Raw genomic sequence first — 23136 nt, 5'->3', positions numbered from 1 at the left:
TTACACTACGACCAGATAATCGCTTTTGCCGCGCATGTGACCGGTGGAGGCCTAAATACATTGATAAGAGGATTAAGTATCTCATGGCTGAATGGAGCGGCGAATATATCAGCCCTTACGCTGAGCACGGGAAGAAGAGTGAGCAAGTAAAGAAAATTACGGTTTCCATTCCTCTGAAGGTGTTAAAAATCCTCACCGATGAGCGTACCCGTCGCCAGGTGAATAACCTGCGTCACGCAACAAACAGTGAGTTGCTGTGCGAAGCTTTCCTGCACGCGTTTACCGGCCAACCGTTGCCAAACGATGCAGACCTGCGCAAAGAGCGTAGCGATGAAATTCCTGAAGCGGCAAAAGTGATTATGCGCGAGCTGGGGATTGATCCAGAGACCTGGGAATATTAAGGTTTTACGGGATCGACAGAAACAAAAAAGGCGCCGTTAGGCGCCTTTTTCTTACTACCGTAGAGCAAAGAATTACTTCTTCGCGCCTGGAACGCTGAAACGCTTGTTGAAGCGGTCAACGCGGCCACCGGTAGCAACATCACGCTGCTTGCCAGTGTAGAACGGGTGGCATTCGCCACATACGTCCAGGTTCAGATCATGACCCACGGTAGAGCGAATCTTGATAGAATTACCGCAAGAACAGTTTGCAGTAATTTCTGCGTAGTTCGGGTGAATATTCTTTTTCATGGAAAACCTCTGTATAAGGCCGCGCCGCTCTTCCAGCCCTAACGCCAGACACCGCGCGAAGTTGATAAATTAGGTTTTTTGACACCAAAAACTGCGCATCAAAGGCGGCGAATCATACAGAACCCCGCGAGTGGATGCAAACTGATCCGCATTTTCTGGAACACACAGTGTACACTATCTCGTCATTTTTATCAGCCTGGATGTATTAATGCCTGTCGCCCACGTCGCTTTACCGGTTCCTCTCGCCCGTACTTTTGACTACTTCATTCCTGCTGGAATGCAGGTGGCATCAGGCTGTCGCGTCATGGTGCCGTTTGGTAAACGCCAGGCTGTCGGGATCGTTGTTTCTGTTAGCGAGCACAGTGAATTGTCTCTCAATGAGCTAAAACCTGTTGCTGAAGTTCTGGATGGCGCTTCGTTGTTTCCGGATTCGCTCTGGCGCGTACTGCTGTGGGCGGCCGAGTATTACCACCATCCGCTAGGCGACGTGCTCTTCCACGCACTACCGGGTTTGCTGCGCCAGGGGAAACCCGCCCACCACGCGCCGTTGTGGTACTGGTTCGCCACTGAAGAAGGCAAAGCCGTAGACCTTAATAGCCTGAAACGTGCGCCTAAACAGCAGCAAGCTCTGGCAGCGGTACGGCAAAAAATCATCTGGCGTCATCAGGTTAGCGAGCTGGAAATCAGCGAGGCCGGGCTACAAGCTCTGCGAGCCAAAGGTTTATGCGACCTGAAAAGTGCTGCGCCGTCGGCCGCAGACTGGCGCGATAGCTATTCGGTAGAGGGTGAGCGTTTACGGCTCAACACCGAGCAGGCCACCGCCATCGGCGCCATTCATAGCTCCGCCGACCATTTTGCCGTCTGGTTGCTGGCAGGCATCACCGGATCAGGCAAAACCGAAGTTTATCTCAGTGTGCTGGAAAACGTGCTGGCGCAGGGTAAGCAAGCCCTGGTTCTGGTGCCAGAAATTGGTTTAACACCGCAAACTATCGCCCGTTTTCGCGAGCGTTTTAACGCGCCGGTCGAAGTTTTGCACTCCGGGCTTAACGATAGCGAACGCCTCGCGGTATGGCTGAAAGCACGCAGTGGCGAAGCGGCGATTGTGATTGGCACGCGTTCATCACTTTTCACCCCGTTTTGCCGTCTCGGCGTGATCGTGATTGATGAAGAACACGATAGCTCTTATAAGCAGCAAGAAGGCTGGCGCTATCACGCACGTGATTTAGCCGTGTATCGCGCTCACGCAGAAGATATTCCGATTATTCTTGGCTCGGCAACACCCGCGTTGGAAACCCTGCACAACGTTCAGGTCGGAAAATATCGCCAGTTACGGCTGACAAAACGCGCCGGGAATGCACGCCCGGCCACGCAGCAAGTGGTGGATTTAAAAGGTCAGCCGCTAAAATCAGGGCTTGCGCCAGCACTCATCAAAAAAATTGGCCAGCACCTGAAAGCCGATAATCAGGTAATTCTGTTCCTGAACCGCCGAGGATTTGCCCCAGCTTTGCTGTGCCATGAATGCGGCTGGATAGCAGAGTGCCCACGCTGCGATCACTATTACACCTACCATCAGGGCCAGCGCCATTTGCGCTGCCACCATTGTGACAGCCAAAGAGCAATTCCCCAGCAATGCCCGCATTGTGGTTCTACCAACCTGGTTCCGGTTGGTATGGGAACGGAGCAGCTTGAGCACAGTCTTGAGCCTGAGTTTCCGGGCGTACCAATTTCACGCATCGACCGCGACACCACCAGCCGCAAAGGCGCACTTGAGCAACAGTTGGCAGAAGTCCATCGTGGCGGCGCACGCATTTTGATTGGTACGCAAATGCTGGCGAAAGGCCATCACTTCCCTGATGTGACACTGGTTGCCTTGTTGGATGTCGACGGTGCGCTATTTTCAGCTGACTTCCGGGCAGCGGAACGTTTTGCGCAGCTTTATATTCAGGTATCAGGCCGTGCCGGGCGAGCCGGTAAACAAGGTGAAGTTCTGCTGCAAACTCACCACCCTGAGCATCCTTTATTACAAACGTTGCTCACAAAAGGTTACGACGATTTCGCAAGCCAGGCGCTCACGGAACGCAAAACAGTCTTCTTGCCGCCATTTACCAGCCACATCATGTTCCGTGCAGAAGATCAGAATAACCATCAGGCGCCGCTCTTTTTGCAGCAGTTACGGAACCTGCTGGAATCCAGCCCGTTAAGAGATGATCAGTTGTGGATAATGGGGCCGGTGCCGTGTTTGCAACCTAAACGCGGCGGCCGTTTTCGCTGGCAAATACTCCTGCAACATCCTTCCCGTGCTCGCCTACAGCGCCTCGTTAGCCATTCATTGAAACTGGTCAATACGTTACCGGAATCACGTAAAGTGAAGTGGATGCTGGATGTTGATCCGACAGACGGCTAGCACAAAGCCCTGTGGATATGCGAAGCAGATCGAAAAATTCAACAACCATCACACTTTTAATGAAATAACTGTAACTAACCGGCATCAATTTCTGCTAAGAATGTGGACATGGTCAGACACCAGGGACGTTGTCAGCACCTGTAAAGTGCACGCGAGGAGAAGAAGTTGAAGCCGAAGAATCAGGTTGCCAATGCAACCATGAAAGATGTTGCTGTGCAGGCGAAAGTCTCAACGGCAACCGTGTCCAGAGCGTTAATGAACCCGGACAAAGTATCGCAAAGCACTCGAAATCGTGTGGAACAAGCGGCAATTGCCGTTGGCTATTTACCCCATTCCCTGGGGCGAAATTTAAAGCGTAATGAGTCTCGCACCATTCTGGTTATTGTCCCGGATATTTGTGATCCCTTCTTTAGCGAAATTATTCGCGGGATTGAAGTGACCGCAGCCGAGCAAGGCTACCTGGTGTTGATTGGCGATTGCGCTCATCAAAATCAGCAGGAAAAAACCTTCATCAACCTGATCATCACGAAGCAGATTGATGGCATGTTGCTGCTCGGTTCACGGTTGCCCTTTGATGCCAGCATTGAAGAACAACGCAATTTACCGCCAATGGTCATGGCGAACGAATTTGCTCCCGAACTCGAGCTACCAACGGTTCATATTGATAACCTGACCGCTGCGTTCAATGCTGTTTATTATTTGCAGCAGCTCGGACATCAGAAAATAGCCTGTATCGCTGGCCCGGAAGAAATGCCACTTTGCCATTATCGCTTACAAGGATACGTGCAGGCATTGCGCCGTACGGGAGCGGTGGTCGATCCGCATTATATTGCGCGCGGTAACTTTACTTACGAAGCCGGTGCGGCAGCTTTGGCGCAACTCCTGGCGCTGCCTAATCCGCCGAGTGCAGTATTCTGCCATAGCGACGTCATGGCGCTTGGCGCGTTGTCTCAAGCCAAACGTAGCGGCTTGCGCGTGCCAGAAGATTTATCAATTATGGGCTTTGATGACATTGCACTTTCACAGTTCTGTGACCCACCGCTGACTACCGTCGCCCAACCCCGTTTCGATATCGGGCGGGAGGCTATGCTACTGCTTTTGGATCAGCTAAACGGTCACGCCGTAAGTAGTGGCTCGCGTTTACTGGATTGCGAGCTGATTGAACGAGGCTCTACCAGCGCACCTGGCAATAGAAAATGACCCGCTTTAGGACACTGGATTCTGGTCAAAGGGATGCCCATTAAGTAACATGGCGGGCTGATAAACGAAAAAAATATAGCGAATCAATAGTGGCACAACGAGATTATGTACGCCGCGGGCAATCGGCAGGTACGCGGCGTAAGAAAAGTAACACCCGTAGCAAGCAACGCAGCATGCCATCCGTTTCGCCGACGATGGTCGCTATCGCGGCAGCCGTTCTGGTGACCTTTATTGGTGCCCTGTACTTCATTACTCATCACAAAAAAGATGAAAGCGAAGCCCTGCCTGGGCATAAAGTCACAGGTAACGGCCTGCCGCCTAAACCCGAAGAACGCTGGCGTTATATCAAAGAACTGGAAAACCGTCAGACGGGTGTGCGCGCCCCTACCGAGCCTTCTGCCGGTGGTGAAGTGCAAAATAAAGATCAGCTCACCAGTGAACAGCGCCAGTTGCTGGAGCAAATGCAGGCAGATATGCGCCAGCAACCGACGCAGCTCAATGAAGTACCCTGGAACGAACAGACGCCAGAGCAGCGTCAGAACACACTTCAGCGCCAGAAAGTGATTCAGCAGCAACAGCAATTCACTGCTCAACAAGTTGCGCCGCAGACGCGTACGGTACAGCCACAGTCTCAACCTGCCGCGCAACAGCCACGTACTGTTCAGCAACAGCCGCGTACCACAACAACGGCACAACAGCCGTACCAGGATTTGTTGCAAACGCCGCCACATAACACTCAGCAGCGTGCCGCACAGCCGGTGACACAACCGCGTGAATCCGCGCAGCCGAAGGCGGCTCCGATTACCCGTGAGGAAGTAGCGAAACAAGCTCCGGCAGCTCAGGAGAAGCCAAAGGACGAGAAACGCTGGATGGTTCAGTGCGGCTCGTTTAAAGGCAGCGAGCAGGCGGAAACCGTTCGTGCGCAGCTTGCGTTTGAAGGCTTTGATTCCCGGATTACCACCAACAATGGTTGGAACCGCGTCGTCATTGGCCCAATCAAAGGCAAAGACAATGCTGATGGAACGATCAACCGTCTGAAGATGGCGGGTCACTCTAACTGTATTCGTCTTGGCACTGGGGGTTGAAACCCCCAAAATCCCCCCCATCTATAATTGCATTCAGCCCCGATAAAATGTCGGGGTACTTATTTAGCTGATGCAATAAGGGGTCTGCTCGTGACAACAATAGTAAGTGTGCGCCGCAATGGCCATGTCGTAATCGGTGGTGATGGTCAGGCCACGCTCGGCAATACTGTAATGAAAGGCAACGTCAAAAAAGTGCGTCGTTTGTATAACGACAAAGTGATTGCTGGCTTTGCTGGCGGCACTGCGGATGCCTTCACCCTATTCGAATTGTTTGAACGCAAGCTTGAAATGCACCAGGGCCACCTGGTGAAAGCTGCGGTTGAACTGGCAAAAGACTGGCGTACCGACCGTATGCTGCGCAAACTCGAAGCTCTGCTTGCAGTCGCTGACGAAAACGCCTCTCTTATCATCACCGGTAATGGTGATGTTATCCAACCAGAAGATGACCTGATTGCCATTGGTTCAGGCGGCCCTTATGCCCAGGCTGCGGCACGTGCGCTTCTTGAAAATACTGAACTAGGTGCTCGTGACATCGTAGAGAAATCGCTGGGGATCGCCGGTGATATCTGCATCTACACCAACCATTTCCATACTATTGAAGAATTAGCGTCTAAGGCGTAAGGAATCCCCATGTCTGAAATGACTCCACGCGAAATTGTCAGCGAACTGAACAAACACATCATTGGCCAGGACAATGCCAAGCGTTCCGTGGCGATTGCGCTGCGTAACCGCTGGCGCCGTATGCAGCTTGATGAAGAGCTGCGTCATGAAGTTACGCCAAAAAACATTCTGATGATCGGCCCAACTGGCGTAGGTAAAACCGAAATTGCCCGCCGTCTGGCAAAACTGGCTAACGCGCCGTTCATTAAAGTTGAAGCAACCAAATTCACCGAAGTCGGCTATGTGGGTAAAGAAGTGGATTCTATCATCCGCGATCTGACTGATTCCGCGATGAAAATGGTGCGTCTGCAATCCATCGAGAAAAACCGCTATCGTGCTGAAGAAATGGCAGAAGAGCGCATTCTTGATGTGCTGATCCCGCCAGCTAAAAACAACTGGGGTCAAAACGAAACTGCACCTGAGCCATCTGCGGCTCGCCAGTCTTTCCGTAAGAAATTGCGTGAAGGCCAACTGGACGATAAAGAAATTGAAATCGATCTGGCTGCGGCACCGATGGGTGTTGAAATCATGGCTCCTCCTGGCATGGAAGAAATGACCAGCCAGTTGCAGTCCATGTTCCAGAATCTCGGCGGTCAGAAGCAAAAACCTCGCAAGCTGAAAATCAAAGACGCGATGAAACTTCTGATTGAAGAAGAAGCTGCGAAACTGGTGAACCCGGAAGAGCTTAAGCAAGACGCGATTGATGCCGTTGAGCAACATGGCATCGTGTTTATCGATGAGATCGATAAAATCTGTAAGCGCGGTGGCAACAGCTCCGGCCCGGATGTGTCTCGTGAAGGTGTGCAGCGTGATTTGCTGCCGCTGGTTGAAGGCTGCACCGTTTCGACTAAACACGGTATGGTCAAAACTGACCACATTCTGTTTATCGCATCCGGCGCATTCCAGGTGGCAAGCCCGTCTGATTTGATTCCTGAATTGCAGGGTCGTCTGCCAATTCGTGTGGAATTACAGGCGCTGACCGTAGAAGATTTCGAGCGTATTCTGACTGAGCCAAATGCGTCGATCACTGTGCAGTACAAGGCGCTGTTGGGCACCGAAGGCGTAAATATCGACTTCACCGAAGATGGTATTCGTCGTATTGCTCAAGCCGCATGGCAAGTGAACGAATCGACTGAAAACATCGGTGCGCGTCGTCTGCACACTGTGCTGGAACGTCTGGTTGAAGATATCTCTTATGATGCCAGCGAGATGAACGGCCAATCCATCCTGATCGATGGCGAATATGTCAGTAAGCATCTGGATGAGCTAGTAGCAGATGAAGACTTGAGCCGTTTTATCCTATAATCCCGCTCAACGTATTTTCTTCATTTGAAATGGAGGGCTTATGCCCTCCATTTTTTTATATCTAACAGAGAGAACTATGAGCGAATCGCACTCTGTAAGCACCACTCAGGCCTGGCTTGAAAGCCTGCGCCCACGCACGTTACCTCTGGCATTTGCCTCAATTGTTTGTGGTTCGGCGTTGGCTTTCTGGCAAGGTGTGTTTAACCCTGCAATCGCATTGTTGGCATTGTTGACTGCGGGGTTACTGCAAATCCTCTCAAATCTGGCGAATGATTACGGCGATGCGGTAAAAGGTAGCGACAAAGAAGACCGTATCGGGCCGCTGCGCGGGATGCAAAAAGGGGTGATTACTCAAGCGCAAATGAAAAAGGCGCTGATGATCACCGTGATACTGATTTGCCTTTCTGGACTGGCGCTGGTGGCCGTTGCCTGCCGTACGCTGGCAGATTTCCTCGGCTTCCTGGCTTTAGGTTTACTGGCAATCATCGCGGCCATCACCTACACCGTCGGCACGCGTCCGTATGGTTACATGGGGCTTGGTGATATTTCGGTGCTGGTGTTTTTCGGCTGGCTGAGCGTGGCAGGAACCTGGTATCTACAAGCGCACTCTCTCGCGCCACTAGTCTTTTTACCTGCGACCGCGTGCGGGTTATTAGCGACTGCAGTGCTTAATATTAATAATTTGCGCGATATCGACAGCGACCGGGAAAACGGTAAAAACACGCTGGCGGTGCGTCTGGGGCCAGTGCAGGCTCGTCGTTATCACGCCTGCTTGCTGATGGGCGCTCTGGTCTGCCTGGCCGTGTTTAATCTGGTGTGGCTACAAAGTCTGTGGGGTTGGCTGTTTGTGCTGGCAGCACCGCTTCTGATTAAGCAAACCCTGTTTGTGCTGCGCGAAAGGGATCCGCTCGCGATGCGTCCCATGCTCGAGCGCACGGTAAAAGCCGCGTTACTGACTAACCTATTGTTTGCGATAGGAGTTGTGCTTAGTACGGTGTCGTTTTAGCTGACAAATATCAATTAACAATTGATGATTTTGCCAACAGTTAACATTAAGCGATATACTGACAACTCGTGCAGCAACAGAATCTTAATCCTATGAAATATGATACTTCCGAGCTTTGCGACATCTACCAGGAAGATGTCAACGTCGTTGAACCGCTGTTTTCCAATTTCGGTGGGCGGTCGTCCTTTGGCGGGCAAATCATCACGGTGAAATGTTTCGAGGACAACGGATTGTTGTATGATCTGCTCGAACAAAATGGCCGTGGCCGAGTGCTGGTGATTGATGGCGGTGGCTCAGTTCGCCGCGCGTTGATTGACGCAGAACTTGCCCGTCTGGCGACTCAAAACGAGTGGGAAGGCATTGTGGTATACGGTGCCGTGCGCCAGGTCGATGACCTGGAAGAACTGGATATTGGTATTCAGGCAATTGCCGCCATTCCTGTTGGCTCTGCGGGTGTTGGCGTTGGTGAAAGTGACGTGCGCGTTAACTTTGGCGGCGTGACATTCTTCTCCGGCGACCATCTGTATGCGGATAACACCGGCATTATCCTTTCCGAAGATCCCCTCGATATTGAGTAACAAAATCGAATAACAAAACGGGCGCCCTGGGGCGCCCGTTTTTATTGAAGCTGTGGTCTTACACTTCTTCCATTTTACCCAGCAGGGCGTGCAGACGATCCTGCCAGACGTGCTGTTGCTCTTTCAGAGAATTGTTTTCGCGTACTAATTCTTCATGATTGCTCTGAGATTGCTGAACTTGCTGAGACAGATTGTTGTTCGTCTCTTTCAGTTCTTCGATTTCCATTTGCAGCAGGGTAATGGTATCAATCGCCTGCTGTACTTTTGCTTCCAGTTTCTCAAACACTTCAAATGACATTTCGAACCTCTCCTGAATTGCAAGGCGTTGATGGATGTCTATACCCGTTAGCATTCGAGTTGCAGGTAGGCGGCCAGGGAGCTTATCCCGATGAGCTTACTTCAGTAAGTGTTCGGGTAAGTGAGCGCAGCCAACGTCCCTGCAGCTTGAAGGATGATGGGTATAAATCCCCGTTCCGGATATTCCCCGAAGACACCTTATGAATATATGCGCACCACGCAGCGTGTCTCGATTGTAAGTAGCGTGAGTACGCGTGTCCAGCGAGTTCAAGCGCTCTTTGCGTAACATAACGTTTTTCGGCATATACCGAACGACAGGGCGGCTTAAAATCACTATTTGTTAATGCGCTGAAGATTAACGTGCGCGTTTGCGTTGTCTTTTTTGGGTGATAATGCGCACATAATGACGCGAAATCGCTCATTTTTATGACGAGCCACACAAATTTAAGGTTCGATATTTCTCGTTTATGTTCGTTAACGATAAATTAACACTACGCCTACATGGCACCTGCGCGGCAGGGAATGCCCGAACAAACAATAATCATTAATTTTGCCTTCAGGACCCTATTATGAGTCAGACAGCTCCATCAACCTTGAAAGGTCAGTGCATCGCCGAGTTCATGGGTACAGCATTGTTGATTTTCTTTGGTGTCGGATGCGTTGCCGCCTTAAAAGTGGCAGGCGCAAGCTTCGGGCAATGGGAAATTAGTATCATCTGGGGGCTGGGGGTAGCGATGGCTATCTACCTGACCGCAGGGGTATCCGGTGCGCACCTCAACCCGGCAGTCACCATCGCATTGTGCCTGTTCGCCTGCTTCGATAAACGCAAAGTGGTTCCGTTTATTGTTTCACAAGTCGCAGGTGCGTTCTGCGCCGCAGCTTTGGTGTATGGCCTGTATTACAATTTATTCCTCGATTACGAACAGACGCATCATATGGTGCGCGGCAGCGTAGAAAGCCTGGATTTGGCCGGTATCTTCTCAACCTATCCTAATCCACACATCAATTTGATTCAGGCGTTTGCTGTAGAGATGGTGATTACCGCCATTTTGATGGGCGTTATCCTGGCTCTGACTGATGATGGCAACGGCATTCCACGTGGCCCATTAGCACCGTTGCTGATTGGCTTGCTGATTGCGGTTATCGGCGCATCAATGGGACCGCTCACCGGCTTTGCTATGAACCCTGCGCGTGACTTCGGTCCGAAACTGTTTGCATGGCTCGCGGGCTGGGGTGAGGTTGCCTTTACGGGTGGACGCGATATTCCTTACTTCCTGGTGCCAGTATTTGGCCCAATAGTAGGCGCAGCACTTGGCGCATTTGGCTACCGTAAGTTGATTGGCCACCATTTACCTTGCGATGTATGTGTTGAAGATAAAGAGAAATCCAGCACCTCCACGCAACAAAATGCTTCTTTGTAAGACTGACTTCAGGACAAGATTATGACTCACGAAAAAAAATATATCGTCGCACTTGATCAGGGTACCACCAGCTCCCGCGCCGTCGTCCTGGATCACGATGCCAACGTAGTCAGCGTTTCGCAGCGCGAATTCCAGCAAATCTACCCAAAAGCAGGATGGGTAGAACACGACCCAATGGAGATTTGGGCAACACAAAGTTCCACACTTGTCGAAGTGTTGGCGAAAGCTGATATCAACTCAGACCAAATTGCCGCCATTGGTATCACCAACCAACGTGAAACCGCGATTGTCTGGGAAAAAGAGACGGGCAAACCGATTTATAACGCCATCGTCTGGCAGTGCCGTCGTACCGCAGAAATCTGCGAACAGCTCAAACGCGACGGACTGGAAGAGTACATCAAATCAGCAACCGGCCTAGTGGTTGACCCGTATTTCTCCGGCACCAAAGTGAAGTGGATTCTGGACCATGTGGAGGGTTCGCGTGAGCGTGCTCGCCGTGGCGAATTGCTGTTTGGTACGGTCGATACCTGGCTTATCTGGAAAATGACTCAAGGGCGCGTGCACGTCACCGACTACACCAACGCCTCCCGTACCATGTTGTTTAACATCCACGATCTCACCTGGGATGACCGCATGCTCGAAGCGCTGGATATCCCACGCGAGATGCTGCCAGAAGTGCGTAAATCTTCAGAAGTTTATGGTCAGACTAACATCGGTGGTAAAGGCGGTACGCGTATTCCTATCGCCGGGATTGCTGGCGACCAGCAAGCCGCTCTGTTTGGTCAGTTGTGCGTCAAAGAAGGGATGGCGAAAAACACCTACGGCACCGGCTGCTTCATGTTGATGAACACCGGTACTCAGGCGGTTAAATCTACTCACGGCTTGTTGACGACGATTGCTTGCGGCCCACGTGGTGAAGTGAATTATGCGCTGGAAGGTGCCGTATTCATGGGTGGTGCTTCTATTCAGTGGCTGCGCGATGAAATGAAACTTATCAGCGACGCGACGGATTCCGAGTACTTTGCAACGAAAGTGAAAGACACCAACGGTGTATATGTCGTCCCTGCGTTTACTGGCCTCGGCGCACCTTACTGGGACCCATATGCCCGTGGCGCCATCTTCGGCCTGACGCGTGGCGTGAACGCCAACCACATTATCCGCGCCACGCTTGAGTCCATCGCTTATCAAACGCGCGACGTGCTGGAAGCGATGCAGGCTGACGCGAATATCCGTCTTCACGCTCTGCGTGTAGATGGTGGTGCGGTGGCGAACAACTTCCTGATGCAATTCCAGGCGGACATTTTAGGTACGCGTGTAGAACGCCCTGAAGTCCGCGAAGTCACAGCTTTGGGCGCGGCATATCTGGCGGGTCTGGCCGTTGGTTTCTGGCAGAACCTGGACGAAGTTAGCGAGAAAGCGGTTATCGAAAAAGAGTTCCGTCCAGGTATCGAAACCACCGAACGCAACTACCGTTACGCTGGCTGGAAAAAAGCCGTGAAACGCGCGCTGGCCTGGGAAGATCACGAAGAAAGTTAATTGCCCTCCCCCTAACCCTCTCCCCCAGGGAGAGGGGATCACCCTACCCCGCCTGTGCTAAACTCGGTCGCAATTGGGCTTCTTAAATGAGTATGTAATGAGACGAGAACTTGCGATTGAATTTTCCCGTGTAACCGAAGCGGCGGCACTGGCGGGTTATAAATGGTTGGGTCGTGGCGACAAAAACACGGCGGATGGAGCAGCCGTTCACGCCATGCGTATCATGCTCAATCAGGTCAATATTGATGGCCAGATTGTGATTGGCGAAGGGGAAATCGACGAAGCACCAATGCTCTACATTGGTGAAAAAGTCGGTACCGGCCAGGGCGACGCGGTAGACATCGCTGTTGACCCGATTGAAGGTACCCGCATGACGGCAATGGGCCAGGCCAACGCGCTGGCGGTGCTGGCCGTCGGCGATAAAGGCAGCTTCCTGAATGCGCCCGATATGTACATGGAAAAACTGATTGTCGGCCCGGGTGCGAAAGGCATTATCGACCTCAATCTGCCGCTGGCTGAAAACCTCTATAACATCGCCGTTGCGCTCAATAAGCCACTGAGCGAGCTCACCGTTACCATTCTTGCTAAACCACGCCACGACGCCACCATTGCTGAGTTACAAAAACTTGGCGTGCGCGTTTTCGCCATTCCTGATGGTGATGTTGCAGCGTCAATTTTGACCTGTATGCCAGATAGCGAAGTCGATGTGATGTACGGTATCGGCGGCGCACCTGAAGGCGTGATTTCCGCAGCGGTTATTCGTGCGTTAGATGGCGACATGCAAGGCCGCCTGTTGGCTCGTCACCATGTGAAGGGTGATAGCGAAGAAAACCGTCTTATCGGTGAAAAAGAATTAGAACGCTGTAAGGCAATGGGCATTGAAGCGGGTGTGGTATTAAAACTCGATGATATGGCGCGTAACGACAACGTTATCTTCTCCGCAACCGGCATCACTAAAGGCGATTTGCTGGACGGGATTACGCGCAAAGGGAATATGGCGACCACAGAAACACTGCTGATTCGCGGAAAGTCTCGCACTATTCGCCGTATCCAATCTATTCACTATCTCGACCGCAAAGACCCGGACGTACAGACTCATATTCTGTAAGGCCGCCGTTTGTCTGATTGAGCTTTCCAGCTTTAACCGGCTGGAAATCTCGCACTTTTCTGGTGAAGATAGGGAAAACACAACAAAGGGGAGCGTGCATTATGGCGGAATGGGTCAAAGGTAAAGTCATCCGGATTGAAAACTGGACCGATGCTCTGTTTAGTCTCACTGTTCATGCGCCTGTCGCCCCTTTCACCGCCGGGCAATTTACCAAGCTTGGGATGGAAATTGATGGCGAACGCGTGCAGCGAGCCTACTCCTACGTCAACGCGCCCAGCGATCCGAATCTTGAGTTTTATCTGGTCACCGTACCTGAAGGCAAACTCAGCCCGCGTTTACACGCGCTGCAACCCGGCGACGAGATTTCATTGGTCAGCGAAGCGGCAGGTTTCTTTGTGCTCGATGAAATTCCTGACTGCCAGACGCTATGGATGCTGGCGACAGGAACCGCATTAGGGCCGTATCTTTCAATTTTGCAGGAAGGCACTGGACTCGAGCGTTTTGAGAATATCGTTTTGCTGCATGCAGTACGTTACGCGCAGGACTTGAGTTATTTGCCGTTAATGCAAAAACTCCAGCAGCAATACGAAGGAAAGCTACGCATTCAGACGGTTGTCAGCCGTGAGTCTATTCCGGGTTCGCTAACCGGACGCGTGCCTGCATTGATCGAAAACGGTGAGCTGGAAGCGGCAGTCGGATTGCCGATGAACATTGAAACCAGCCATGTGATGTTGTGCGGCAACCCGCAGATGGTACGTGATACGCAGCAATTGCTGAAAGATACCCGGCAGATGACCAAACATTTACGTCGCCGACCGGGCCATATGACTGCTGAACATTACTGGTAATTTAGCGGTACTTCACTTCGCTGGTGTCTTTGCCAAAACGGTTTTCACCCTGGGTGCCAACAAACGCGCCCAGGTCCATAATCACCATCACCAGAATCAGCGTTGGAATAAAACGCCCAAGTCCCCATTGCGCTAAAGTTCCGAATGTTTCCCAGTTGCCCGCGAGCAGCAGCCACGCTGGAATAAACAGCAGCGCCCACCAGCCTTTCTTATTTCTGTCATGCAGACGTTTCACAATCACCGCCGCCGTTGGAATCAACGAACCCGATAAAAAGAAACCCGCGGTGGAATAAGGCATAATTTCTGCACCCGCCAGGGTGAAGAGAATGATCAGCGCGATTAACCAAACGCCAATCCAAATCCAGAAGTCACGACGTCCAATACGTCCGTTAAAAGAGAACAGCCATTGCTGTATGGTCATGGTAAGGTCCATTTTATTGTTTAGCGCCGTAGTGTACCCTGGCTATGCCGGGTTTTGACAAGCCAACGGAATGCCGATTTAATCGGGAAGCAGAATTCACAGGAGAATTTGTCAATGAGACATCTGTTTGCAGCTCTGGCTTTACTGATGCTACCCGCCACGGTGGTCTGGGCCGATCCGCCTACAGATTCTGCGTCAACGCTACAAGCCGCTCCGTATTTGCTGGCAGGTGCGCCAACGTTTGACATGAACATCACGCAGTTTCGGGAAAAATTCAGCGCTGAAAATCCGAAGTTGCCGATCAACGAATTCCGCGCCATCGACTCTAATGCTGATGAAATCAACCTGATGCGCGCAGCCAGTAAGATTAACGAAAATCTCTATGCGTCCGCCGCACTTGAGCGCGGCACGCTCAAGATAAAATCTATTCAGATAACCTGGTTACCGATTCAGGGACCGGAGCAAAAAGCCGCTCGCGCAAAAGCGAATGAGTATATGGCGGCGCTGGTTCGCACGTTTACGACATCGCTTTCAAAACCGCAAAGCGTGACGAAACTTAACAAATTGCTCGGCAATGGTAAGAACAAGCGTTATTACGCGCAAACAGATGGCGCGATTCGCTATGTGGTTGCGGATAACGGTGAAAAGGGGCTTACCTTCGCAGTTGAACCGATTAAGCTGACGCTATCTGAAACGCTTAACAACGGCGAATAAATGACAAAAAGCAAAGCCTTTAGGCAGTTGAGTCTCTATACTGTTTCACAGACCATGCTGCCCTGAATGGCAGCGATTCTTTTATTAGTTTGACCTTGTGGAGAATTAAGATGCGACATCCTTTGGTGATGGGTAACTGGAAACTGAACGGCAGCAAGCACATGGTACACGAGCTGGTTGCTGGCTTACGCAAAGAACTGGCTGGCGTTGCTGGCTGTGGCGTGGCTATCGCTCCTCCTACTATGTATCTGGATCTGGCTAAACATGCCGCTTCTGGCAGCCACATCATTCTTGGTGCTCAGAACGTTGACCTGAACCTGTCTGGCGCATTCACTGGCGAAGTTTCCGCAGAAATGCTGAAAGATGTTGGTGCTAAATACATCATCATCGGTCACTCAGAGCGTCGTACTTACCACGCAGAGTCTGATGAACTGATCGCTAAGAAATTCGCCATTCTGAAAGAAGTTGGCCTGATCCCTGTTCTTTGCATCGGCGAAACCGAAGCAGAAAACGAAGCGGGCAAAACTGAAGAAGTTTGTGCACGTCAGATTGACGCGGTTCTGAAAACTCAGGGTGCTGCCGCATTCGAAGGCGTGGTAATCGCTTACGAACCAGTATGGGCAATCGGTACTGGCAAATCAGCAACTCCTGCTCAGGCTCAGGCTGTTCACAAATTCATTCGTGACCACATCGCTAAAGCTGATGCGAAAGTGGCTGAGCAAGTGATCATCCAGTACGGCGGTTCCGTAAACGATAAAAACGCAGCAGAGCTGTTTGCTCAGCCGGATATCGACGGCGCGCTGGTTGGCGGTGCTTCCCTGAAAGCAGACGCATTTGCCGTTATCGTTAAAGCTGCGGCTGAAGCGAAAAAAGCGTAAGTTTTCTCGCGAATAAACGTTAAGGCTCTGCTCCGGCAGGGCCTTTATTTTTTGAGCAATCCGCAGTCATGATCTTGTAGTTGCTCAGCAGAAGCCAGATTCAAGCGTAGTAAATTCCGCTCTGTCGCCAAAACCACCCAATCTCCGTCAGCCAGTTGTGCCATCGCAATACTGTAACGCCCCATATGCTCGCGTGCCTGCGCAACCTGATTCGCCAGCATGATAAACGGGCCAGATTGTGAAAACTCCTCCACACCCACTTTTCTTGCGATGTACTGGTTTCCCACCAGTGATTCCGGGAATTGCTGCCAGTGGCTGTTCAGGGTGTTTGTATAGCGATTCAACTGCTCGCGCACATCCTCCCGCAAACAGGAAATATGAATATGCAGCTGGTTTTGCGTGCGCCCGGACGTGGAGTTTATCGTGAGCGAAATAACTTCGTCAGGCACGTGAGATCCTCGGTGAACACTCATCACATTGCGCTGCTGCCAGGCCAGCCAAAAGAAATTCGGTGTTTTCGGCTGCAAAAGCTCAGGGCTTTCCATACCTTTAATTTTCGCGGCAGGCATGAGCAAATATTGAAGTGGGCCGTTGATGTCTTTGAGCAAAACATATCCCGAGCGCAAATCCACTTTGGCGCAAGGCTCAGGGCTTTGGTTTTTTTGCTGCTGAGGAACACATTGCTGGCTGACGATTCGCCATAGCGCATCGGGGTGATGCAAATATTGCCGCAGGCTAAACCATCCCACCGCGGTAACAAGCAATACGAGGATTAAAAGAATGACCGGGCGTCGTAACCGCAATTGAAACCTTAGAAACAATTAGAGGGATGCTCAGCGTAACGCAACTTACGGAAACTCAAAAGCAAAACGGCTCCTTTCGGAGCCGCCTTTAAACTTAACGCTGACTAATCTGGTCGAAGGTTCCGCCATTTGAGAAGTGATCTTTCTGCGCTTTTGTCCAGCCGCCGAACTCTTCATCAATGGTATACAGTTTAAGTTTCGGGAAAGCACTTTCATACTTCTTCGCAACGTCTGCATTGCGTGGGCGATAGTAGTTTTTCGCCGCAATTTCCTGGCCTTCTGGCGAGTAAAGGTATTTCAGATACGCCGTAGCAACTTCCTGAGTCCCTTTCTTATCGACCACTTTATCGACGACAGAAACGGTAGGCTCGGCAAGGATTGATTCGCTTGGGGTGACAATTTCAAACTTATCTTTGCCCAGCTCGTTAGTTGCCAGTAATGCTTCGTTTTCCCAGGCAATCAGCACATCACCGATATTGCGCTCAACGAAGGTATTGGTTGAACCGCGAGCACCGGAGTCCAGCACTTCAACGTTTTTATACAGCGCTTTCACGAAATCTTGCGCTTTGGCTTGATCGTTATTGTTGTGATGAAGGGCATAACCCCACGCTGCCAGATAGTTCCAGCGCGCGCCGCCTGAGCTTTTCGGGTTTGGAGTGATAACGGAAACGCCCGGTTTAATCAGATCGTTCCAGTCATGAATTTGTTTCGGATTGCCTTTGCGCACCAGGAAAACGATAGTCGACGTATAAGGCGCGGAGTTGTCTGGCAGGCGCTTGATCCAGTTTTTATCGATACGGCCACGTTCAGCGATAGCATCGACATCGTACGCCAGGGCCAGAGTCACTACGTCAGCTTCAATGCCGTTGATAACAGACGTTGCTTGTTTACCTGAGCCACCGTGAGACTGACGAATAACAACGTTATCGCCGGTTTGTTGTTTCCAGTGAGCACTGAACGCCTTGTTGTACTCGTCATAAAGTTCGCGAGTGGGATCGTATGAGACGTTAAGTAACTGAATATCTTTCGCCAGTACGCTGGTTGATGCCAACAGTAATGTAAGTCCAACTCCCCACTTGTTCATCGTTCGCTCTCTTTAATCAGATTTGATAAAAGCAGCGTGCCAGAAATTTAACCGTTCATTAAAGAATAAAAAAAGATTGGCTATAACTATTGGGCATATAACAGACAACAAAAAGCCGGGTTTCCCCGGCTTCAATTTTCACTGTTCGTGAATTAATACAGTTTCTTAGCGCAATCCAGCCAGTCACCTTTGAACGGACGCTTCATGCTTTCGATAGCGTCGATGATGTCATGGTGAACCAGCTTCTCATTCTGAATGCCTACGCAACGACCACCGTGGCCTTGCAGCAACAGTTCGATGGAGTAAGCGCCCATGCGGGAAGCCAGAATGCGATCGTAAGCAACCGGTGAACCACCGCGCTGAATGTGGCCCAGGACGGTGGCACGAGTTTCACGCTTGGTTTCCGCTTCGATATATTGAGCCAGTTCGTCGATATCACAGATGTGCTCTGTAATCGCCACGATAGCGTGCTTTTTACCTTTAGCGATACCCGCTTTGATTTCTTCAACCAGGTCTTCGCGATTGAACTCAACTTCTGGCAGGACAACAAACTCACAGCCACCGGCAATCGACGCAGCTAAGGTCAAATCGCCACAGTAACGGCCCATCACTTCCACGATAGAAATACGCTGGTGGGAGGAAGAGGTGTCACGCAGGCGGTCGATTGCTTCAACAACAGTTTCCAGAGCGGTGAAGAAACCGATAGTGTAATCGGTGCCTTTGATATCGTTATCAATGGTGCCTGGCAGACCGATGCATGGGAAGCCCATTTCAGTCAGGCGCATCGCACCCATATAGGAACCGTCACCACCGATAACAACCAGCGCATCGATACCGCGTTTTTTCAAATTCTCGATAGCCACTTCACGGATTTTCTCATCACGAAACTCCGGGAAACGAGCGGAACCCAGGAAGGTGCCGCCACGGTTGATCATATCGGACACGCTGTAGCGGTCCAGATTCACCATGCGGTCTTCATACAGTCCCAGATAGCCATCATAAACACCCACAACTTCCAGACCTTCCGACAATGCTGCACGGACAACACCACGAATCGCGGCGTTCATACCTGGCGCATCACCGCCACTCGTCAACACACCAATTTTTTTGATCATGACTACCTCTGAACTTTTGAATGCAAATTAATCCTGTTGCCGGAAACGGCCTGCGGCATGCCGAGGCGTCGACTCTGCTACAAATAGTATAACAACCGCTTCTTGCTGAATTGATTCAGGTCAGGCCATATGTCGGTATTTTATCCAAAAAATTCCAATAATGCCTGGTTTTACAACGAATATTTAGAGCTCAAAATGCCCTTGCTGCTGCGTCGGGACTACCGAGCAGGGGTCCTGGTGAATAATCACATCTGACCCAGGGAAACGACGCAAAATCGCTTGCTCCACTTGTTCGGCAATAACATGCGCCTGAACCAGTGGCAGATTGTCTTCCATTTCGATATGGACTTGAATAAAGCGGGTCGGCCCTGACTGCCGCGTGCGTAAATCATGCGCCCCTTTAACACCGGGCCATGCATTGATGATATCAACAATTGCCTGTCGTTCTTCATCGGGTAATGCGCGATCTAAAAGGGATTGCACGGCTTCATGCCCCATGCGAATCGCGTTATATAAAATATAGACGCCAATACCTAATGCAAATATCGAATCAGCGCGATGCCAGCCATACCAGGACAGCGCCAGCGCAACCAAAATGGCTCCGTTCATCATAACATCAGACTGATAATGAAGCATATCTGCCCGAACGGCCTGGCTTTGCGTCTTACGCACGACCCACCGTTGGAACGTCACAAGTACAAGTGTACTGAGTAATGCGATAACCGTAACGATCACACCCACTAACGGTTGTTTCATTTGTGCCGGATCCGCTAAATGCTGAATCCCGGTCAAAAACAGGAACAGTGCGGAACCAGAAATAAACATACTTTGTGCGAGTGCCGCCAGCGATTCCGCTTTCCCATGCCCAAAAGTGTGTTCTTCATCCGCAGGTTGCAGAGAATAACGCACGACAAGAAGGTTAGTCAGCGACGCGGCGATATCCACCAGCGAATCGACCAATGCAGCCAGAATACTGACCGAACCGGTATACCACCAGGCGAAAATCTTGATCAAAAGTAACAGCGATGCCATCACCGTTGCGGCAATTGCTGCACGGCTGACCAGCTTCCCATATTGTTGATTCATAGGGGCTCCAGCGAATGATTGCTGGCTAGTATAGCGGATTCATCCGAACCTTCAGGCAAAAAAAACCCGCCTGTTAAGGCGGGGAAGACAGGGATGGTGTCTATGGCAAGGAAAACAGGGTTTGTTACTGGTTACTACGCTTACTGCTACTACTCAATGCCTGCAACGAAGACATATGTTGCAGATCCGACAGTTCACGAAACTGATTCATGCGCTGTTGGTGTTTGTCATTCAAAACGGCCTGCTGTTCAGGACTTAACAAGCGGTACATTTGATTGCGTACCTTCGCCATTTCAACCTGGCGAGCCACTTGTTCTTGTGCCATTTTTTCAGCCTGAGCACGCACTGCCGTTTCGTCAAAATTCTCTGCGGTGACCAGATTATGCATGGTCTCCATTTCGCTTACATTCACGGGTGGGCTATCATGCCGTGCCCGTTGCATTAGATCGCGCATTTGTTGGCGCTGTTGTTCGGTCAGGTTTATCCCGTCGAACATATGGCTTTGAAGGCTATTTCGCTTCACCGTGCCTTCACCGCCCTGGTACCAGTTATCGCTAGCCGGTAACTCTCTGGCTTGGCTCGCCAGGGTAATCAGAGTCAATGTAGAGGCCATGACGGCAGCGGTAACATTGCGCATCACTTGCTCCTGAAATCATCTGTGCTGCGATTCAACGAGAGCCAGTCTACGATTCCCGCTGCAAACTAGCGTCAGGGGGTGTAAAACAACGTAAAGTCATAGATTAGCGCGCCTTGATGACGTAATTTCTGCCTCGGAGGTAATTTAACAATGAATAAAATTCTGCTAGTTGATGATGACCGAGAGCTTACTTCCCTGTTAAAGGAACTGCTCGACATGGAAGGTTTTAACGTAATTGTTGCCCACGATGGTGAACAAGCGTTGGAGCTTCTTGATGACACCATTGACCTTTTATTGCTCGACGTGATGATGCCAAAGAAAAATGGCATTGATACATTGAAAGAGTTGCGCCAGTCACACCAGACTCCTGTCATTATGCTTACAGCTCGAGGAAGCGAGCTGGATCGCGTTCTCGGCCTCGAACTGGGTGCAGATGACTACTTGCCTAAACCATTTAACGATCGTGAACTGGTGGCCCGTATACGCGCTATTTTGCGTCGTTCACACTGGAGTGAGCAGCAGCAAAACAGTGACAGTGGCTCGCCAACCGTTGAAGTTGACGGCTTAAGCCTCAATCCTGGTCGCCAGGAAGCAAGCTTTGATGGGCAAGCGCTGGATTTGACCGGTACCGAATTTACCCTGCTCTATTTGCTGGCGCAGCATTTGGGCCAGGTGGTTTCTCGCGAACATTTAAGCCAGGAAGTTCTGGGTAAACGCCTGACACCTTTCGACCGCGCAATCGACATGCATATTTCCAATTTGCGTCGTAAGTTACCGGATCGCAAAGACGGTCATCCGTGGTTTAAAACATTACGTGGCCGCGGCTACCTGATGGTGTCTGCTTCATGATAAGTAGCCTTACCGCGCGTATTTTTGCCATCTTCTGGTTAACGTTGGCGTTAGTGCTGATGCTAGTGCTGATGCTGCCTAAACTGGATTCGCGTCAAATGACCGAACTGATGGAAAATGAGCAACGTCAAGGCATCATGATTGAACAGCATGTCGAAGCGGAACTTGAAAACGATCCACCCAACGACCTGATGTGGTGGCGTCGCTTATTCCGGGCCATTGATAAATGGGCACCACCGGGGCAGCGTTTGTTACTCGTGACCAGCGAAGGGCGAGTTATTGGCGCCCAGCGCAATGAAATGCAGATAATCCGTAACTTTATCGGTCAGTCTGATAACGCCGATCATCCGCAAAAGAAAAAGTATGGCCGCGTAGAATTAGTGGGTCCCTTCTCGGTACGTGATGGTGAAGATAACTACCAGCTCTACCTGATTCGCCCCGCAAGTAACTCCCAATCTGATTTTATTAACCTGCTGTTTGATAGACCTTTACTGTTACTCATAGTCACTATGCTGGTCAGTTCACCGCTGCTGTTATGGCTGGCGTGGAGCCTGGCAAAACCTGCGCGTAAGTTGAAAAATGCTGCCGATGAGGTGGCGCAGGGGAATTTGCGTCAACATCCTGAACTCGAATCCGGACCGCAAGAATTTCTCGCGGCCGGTGCCAGTTTTAACCAGATGATTACCGCGCTGGAAAGAATGATGACGAGCCAACAAAGGCTATTGTCTGACATTTCCCATGAACTGCGTACACCGTTAACCCGTCTGCAATTAGGTACAGCCCTGCTGCGCCGTAAAGCGGGTGAAAGCAAAGAGCTTGAGCGTATTGAAACCGAAGCTCAGCGCCTGGACGGCATGATCAACGACCTGCTGGTGATGTCGCGCAATCAGCAAAAAAATGCGCTGGCAAGCGAGACGATGAAAGCCAATCAAATCTGGTCCGAAGTGCTGGATAACGCAGCCTTTGAGGCCGAACAGATGGGCAAATCGCTGGAAGTCACTTACCCGCCTGGCCCGTGGTTGATGTACGGTAATCCCAACTCGCTGGAAAGCGCGCTGGAGAATATTGTTCGCAACGCCTTACGCTACTCGCATACGAAAATAGCTGTCAATTTCTCCGTTGATAATCAAGGGATTACTATCACGGTTGATGATGACGGCCCAGGCGTTAGCCCGGAAGATCGTGAGCAAATATTCCGGCCGTTCTATCGCACAGACGAAGCGCGCGATCGCGAATCTGGTGGAACAGGGCTGGGATTAGCGATTGTAGAAACGGCTGTTCAGCAGCATCGTGGTTGGGTGAAAGCTGACGACAGCCCGTTAGGCGGGTTGCGGCTGGTTCTTTGGCTGCCGCTCTATCATCGTTAATTAATCATCGTAAAGACCAGGCCCTTCGGGGCCTGTTTTCCTTCT

General features: G+C 51.0%; 24 protein-coding genes. 16 read left to right on the top strand and 8 right to left on the bottom strand.

The window, feature by feature from the left end; all coding sequences use genetic code 11:
* Positions 1–83 precede the first annotated feature (83 nt).
* The gene (metJ, locus tag GBAG_RS21100; RefSeq protein WP_034461414.1) at positions 84–401 is read left to right on the top strand and encodes a met regulon transcriptional regulator MetJ; all 318 of its coding nucleotides are present in this window, start codon (positions 84–86) and stop codon (positions 399–401) included.
* A gap of 72 nt (positions 402–473) precedes the next feature.
* On the opposite strand, the gene rpmE is transcribed toward metJ, so the two are convergent.
* Positions 474–689, bottom strand: coding sequence for a 50S ribosomal protein L31 (gene rpmE / locus GBAG_RS21095; protein ID WP_034500060.1), 216 nt, complete (start codon positions 687–689; stop codon positions 474–476).
* A 208-nt stretch (positions 690–897) separates the two neighbouring features.
* Between rpmE and priA the strand changes: the two genes are divergently transcribed.
* From priA to rraA, 7 genes are all read left to right on the top strand, one after another.
* Entirely contained in the window at positions 898–3093 is a 2196-nt protein-coding gene (priA, locus tag GBAG_RS21090; protein ID WP_034500059.1) for a primosomal protein N', read from the top strand.
* 165 nt (positions 3094–3258) lie between these two features.
* Complete coding sequence (gene cytR / locus GBAG_RS21085) at positions 3259–4293, top strand: DNA-binding transcriptional regulator CytR (protein WP_034500058.1); 1035 nt, start codon at positions 3259–3261, stop codon at positions 4291–4293.
* 89 nt (positions 4294–4382) lie between these two features.
* Positions 4383–5378 carry a cell division protein FtsN gene (gene ftsN, locus GBAG_RS21080; protein ID WP_072011230.1) on the top strand — a complete coding sequence of 332 codons (996 nt, stop codon included), beginning with the start codon at positions 4383–4385 and terminating at the stop codon, positions 5376–5378.
* A 90-nt stretch (positions 5379–5468) separates the two neighbouring features.
* Positions 5469–5999 (top strand): ATP-dependent protease subunit HslV, encoded by a 531-nt coding sequence (gene hslV, locus GBAG_RS21075; RefSeq protein ID WP_034461419.1) that lies wholly within the window; start codon positions 5469–5471, stop codon positions 5997–5999.
* Positions 6000–6008: 9 nt separating this feature from the next.
* Complete coding sequence (hslU, locus tag GBAG_RS21070) at positions 6009–7343, top strand: ATP-dependent protease ATPase subunit HslU (protein ID WP_034461420.1); 1335 nt, start codon at positions 6009–6011, stop codon at positions 7341–7343.
* Positions 7344–7419: 76 nt separating this feature from the next.
* Positions 7420–8349, top strand: coding sequence for a 1,4-dihydroxy-2-naphthoate polyprenyltransferase (gene menA, locus GBAG_RS21065; protein WP_034500054.1), 930 nt, complete (start codon positions 7420–7422; stop codon positions 8347–8349).
* Between the two features lie 92 nt (positions 8350–8441).
* Entirely contained in the window at positions 8442–8927 is a 486-nt protein-coding gene (rraA, locus tag GBAG_RS21060; RefSeq protein WP_034500052.1) for a ribonuclease E activity regulator RraA, read from the top strand.
* Between the two features lie 58 nt (positions 8928–8985).
* On the opposite strand, the gene zapB is transcribed toward rraA, so the two are convergent.
* A complete protein-coding gene (gene zapB / locus GBAG_RS21055) occupies positions 8986–9225 on the bottom strand; it encodes a septal ring assembly protein ZapB (protein WP_034461423.1) in 240 nt (79 codons plus the stop codon).
* A 568-nt stretch (positions 9226–9793) separates the two neighbouring features.
* On the opposite strand from zapB, the gene GBAG_RS21050 reads away from it, so the two are divergent.
* The 4 genes from GBAG_RS21050 to fpr all read left to right on the top strand — a co-directional run bounded on the left by GBAG_RS21050 (position 9794) and on the right by fpr (position 14137).
* The gene (locus GBAG_RS21050) at positions 9794–10645 is read left to right on the top strand and encodes an MIP/aquaporin family protein (protein WP_034500050.1); all 852 of its coding nucleotides are present in this window, start codon (positions 9794–9796) and stop codon (positions 10643–10645) included.
* Between the two features lie 21 nt (positions 10646–10666).
* Positions 10667–12181, top strand: coding sequence for a glycerol kinase GlpK (gene glpK, locus GBAG_RS21045; RefSeq protein ID WP_034500047.1), 1515 nt, complete (start codon positions 10667–10669; stop codon positions 12179–12181).
* A 97-nt stretch (positions 12182–12278) separates the two neighbouring features.
* Entirely contained in the window at positions 12279–13289 is a 1011-nt protein-coding gene (gene glpX, locus GBAG_RS21040; RefSeq protein WP_034500046.1) for a class II fructose-bisphosphatase, read from the top strand.
* Between the two features lie 101 nt (positions 13290–13390).
* Positions 13391–14137, top strand: coding sequence for a ferredoxin--NADP(+) reductase (gene fpr, locus GBAG_RS21035; protein ID WP_034500044.1), 747 nt, complete (start codon positions 13391–13393; stop codon positions 14135–14137).
* 1 nt (position 14138) lies between these two features.
* On the opposite strand, the gene GBAG_RS21030 is transcribed toward fpr, so the two are convergent.
* Entirely contained in the window at positions 14139–14558 is a 420-nt protein-coding gene (locus tag GBAG_RS21030; protein WP_034500043.1) for a DUF805 domain-containing protein, read from the bottom strand.
* 147 nt (positions 14559–14705) lie between these two features.
* On the opposite strand from GBAG_RS21030, the gene GBAG_RS21025 reads away from it, so the two are divergent.
* Both GBAG_RS21025 and tpiA read left to right on the top strand, forming a co-directional pair.
* On the top strand, positions 14706–15272 hold the full coding sequence (locus GBAG_RS21025) for a DUF1454 family protein (protein ID WP_246864893.1): 567 nt from the start codon (positions 14706–14708) through the stop codon (positions 15270–15272).
* A 110-nt stretch (positions 15273–15382) separates the two neighbouring features.
* Positions 15383–16150 (top strand): triose-phosphate isomerase, encoded by a 768-nt coding sequence (gene tpiA, locus GBAG_RS21020; RefSeq protein ID WP_034500041.1) that lies wholly within the window; start codon positions 15383–15385, stop codon positions 16148–16150.
* A 44-nt stretch (positions 16151–16194) separates the two neighbouring features.
* On the opposite strand, the gene GBAG_RS21015 is transcribed toward tpiA, so the two are convergent.
* The 5 genes from GBAG_RS21015 to cpxP all read right to left on the bottom strand — a co-directional run bounded on the left by GBAG_RS21015 (position 16195) and on the right by cpxP (position 20875).
* Complete coding sequence (locus GBAG_RS21015) at positions 16195–16953, bottom strand: CDP-diacylglycerol diphosphatase (protein WP_034500039.1); 759 nt, start codon at positions 16951–16953, stop codon at positions 16195–16197.
* A gap of 94 nt (positions 16954–17047) precedes the next feature.
* Entirely contained in the window at positions 17048–18037 is a 990-nt protein-coding gene (gene sbp, locus GBAG_RS21010; protein WP_034500038.1) for a sulfate/thiosulfate ABC transporter substrate-binding protein Sbp, read from the bottom strand.
* Between the two features lie 152 nt (positions 18038–18189).
* Positions 18190–19152: a 6-phosphofructokinase gene (pfkA, locus tag GBAG_RS21005; RefSeq protein WP_034500037.1), complete on the bottom strand. Its 963-nt coding sequence runs from the start codon at positions 19150–19152 to the stop codon at positions 18190–18192.
* Between the two features lie 183 nt (positions 19153–19335).
* Entirely contained in the window at positions 19336–20238 is a 903-nt protein-coding gene (gene fieF, locus GBAG_RS21000; RefSeq protein ID WP_034500036.1) for a CDF family cation-efflux transporter FieF, read from the bottom strand.
* Positions 20239–20362: 124 nt separating this feature from the next.
* Complete coding sequence (gene cpxP, locus GBAG_RS20995; RefSeq protein WP_034500035.1) at positions 20363–20875, bottom strand: cell-envelope stress modulator CpxP; 513 nt, start codon at positions 20873–20875, stop codon at positions 20363–20365.
* A 150-nt stretch (positions 20876–21025) separates the two neighbouring features.
* Between cpxP and cpxR the strand changes: the two genes are divergently transcribed.
* Together cpxR and cpxA are read left to right on the top strand one after the other, a co-directional pair.
* Positions 21026–21724 (top strand): envelope stress response regulator transcription factor CpxR, encoded by a 699-nt coding sequence (cpxR, locus tag GBAG_RS20990; RefSeq protein ID WP_034461436.1) that lies wholly within the window; start codon positions 21026–21028, stop codon positions 21722–21724.
* Positions 21721–23091: an envelope stress sensor histidine kinase CpxA gene (gene cpxA, locus GBAG_RS20985; RefSeq protein ID WP_034500034.1), complete on the top strand. Its 1371-nt coding sequence runs from the start codon at positions 21721–21723 to the stop codon at positions 23089–23091. Before cpxR ends, cpxA begins: the two co-directional genes overlap by 4 nt.
* Positions 23092–23136: the final 45 nt, after the last annotated feature.

The organism is Buttiauxella agrestis ATCC 33320, assembly GCF_000735355.1.
Classification (GTDB): Bacteria; Pseudomonadota; Gammaproteobacteria; order Enterobacterales; family Enterobacteriaceae; genus Buttiauxella; species Buttiauxella agrestis.
Note: the sequence above shows the minus strand (reverse complement) of the source record. Positions and strands in the feature narration are given on the sequence as shown.

Bases quoted from the DNA above. Each gene is read 5' to 3' on its own strand.
- metJ (WP_034461414.1), top strand. From the start codon at position 84: ATGGCTGAATGGAGCGGCGAATATATCAGCCCTTACGCTGAGCACGGG.
- rpmE (WP_034500060.1), bottom strand. From the start codon at position 689: ATGAAAAAGAATATTCACCCGAACTACGCAGAAATTACTGCAAACTGT.
- priA (WP_034500059.1), top strand. From the start codon at position 898: ATGCCTGTCGCCCACGTCGCTTTACCGGTTCCTCTCGCCCGTACTTTT.
- hslU (WP_034461420.1), top strand. From the start codon at position 6,009: ATGTCTGAAATGACTCCACGCGAAATTGTCAGCGAACTGAACAAACAC.
- menA (WP_034500054.1), top strand. From the start codon at position 7,420: ATGAGCGAATCGCACTCTGTAAGCACCACTCAGGCCTGGCTTGAAAGC.
- rraA (WP_034500052.1), top strand. From the start codon at position 8,442: ATGAAATATGATACTTCCGAGCTTTGCGACATCTACCAGGAAGATGTC.
- zapB (WP_034461423.1), bottom strand. From the start codon at position 9,225: ATGTCATTTGAAGTGTTTGAGAAACTGGAAGCAAAAGTACAGCAGGCG.
- GBAG_RS21050 (WP_034500050.1), top strand. From the start codon at position 9,794: ATGAGTCAGACAGCTCCATCAACCTTGAAAGGTCAGTGCATCGCCGAG.
- glpK (WP_034500047.1), top strand. From the start codon at position 10,667: ATGACTCACGAAAAAAAATATATCGTCGCACTTGATCAGGGTACCACC.
- glpX (WP_034500046.1), top strand. From the start codon at position 12,279: ATGAGACGAGAACTTGCGATTGAATTTTCCCGTGTAACCGAAGCGGCG.
- fpr (WP_034500044.1), top strand. From the start codon at position 13,391: ATGGCGGAATGGGTCAAAGGTAAAGTCATCCGGATTGAAAACTGGACC.
- GBAG_RS21030 (WP_034500043.1), bottom strand. From the start codon at position 14,558: ATGACCATACAGCAATGGCTGTTCTCTTTTAACGGACGTATTGGACGT.
- GBAG_RS21025 (WP_246864893.1), top strand. From the start codon at position 14,706: ATGCTACCCGCCACGGTGGTCTGGGCCGATCCGCCTACAGATTCTGCG.
- tpiA (WP_034500041.1), top strand. From the start codon at position 15,383: ATGCGACATCCTTTGGTGATGGGTAACTGGAAACTGAACGGCAGCAAG.
- sbp (WP_034500038.1), bottom strand. From the start codon at position 18,037: ATGAACAAGTGGGGAGTTGGACTTACATTACTGTTGGCATCAACCAGC.
- pfkA (WP_034500037.1), bottom strand. From the start codon at position 19,152: ATGATCAAAAAAATTGGTGTGTTGACGAGTGGCGGTGATGCGCCAGGT.
- fieF (WP_034500036.1), bottom strand. From the start codon at position 20,238: ATGAATCAACAATATGGGAAGCTGGTCAGCCGTGCAGCAATTGCCGCA.
- cpxP (WP_034500035.1), bottom strand. From the start codon at position 20,875: ATGCGCAATGTTACCGCTGCCGTCATGGCCTCTACATTGACTCTGATT.
- cpxR (WP_034461436.1), top strand. From the start codon at position 21,026: ATGAATAAAATTCTGCTAGTTGATGATGACCGAGAGCTTACTTCCCTG.
- cpxA (WP_034500034.1), top strand. From the start codon at position 21,721: ATGATAAGTAGCCTTACCGCGCGTATTTTTGCCATCTTCTGGTTAACG.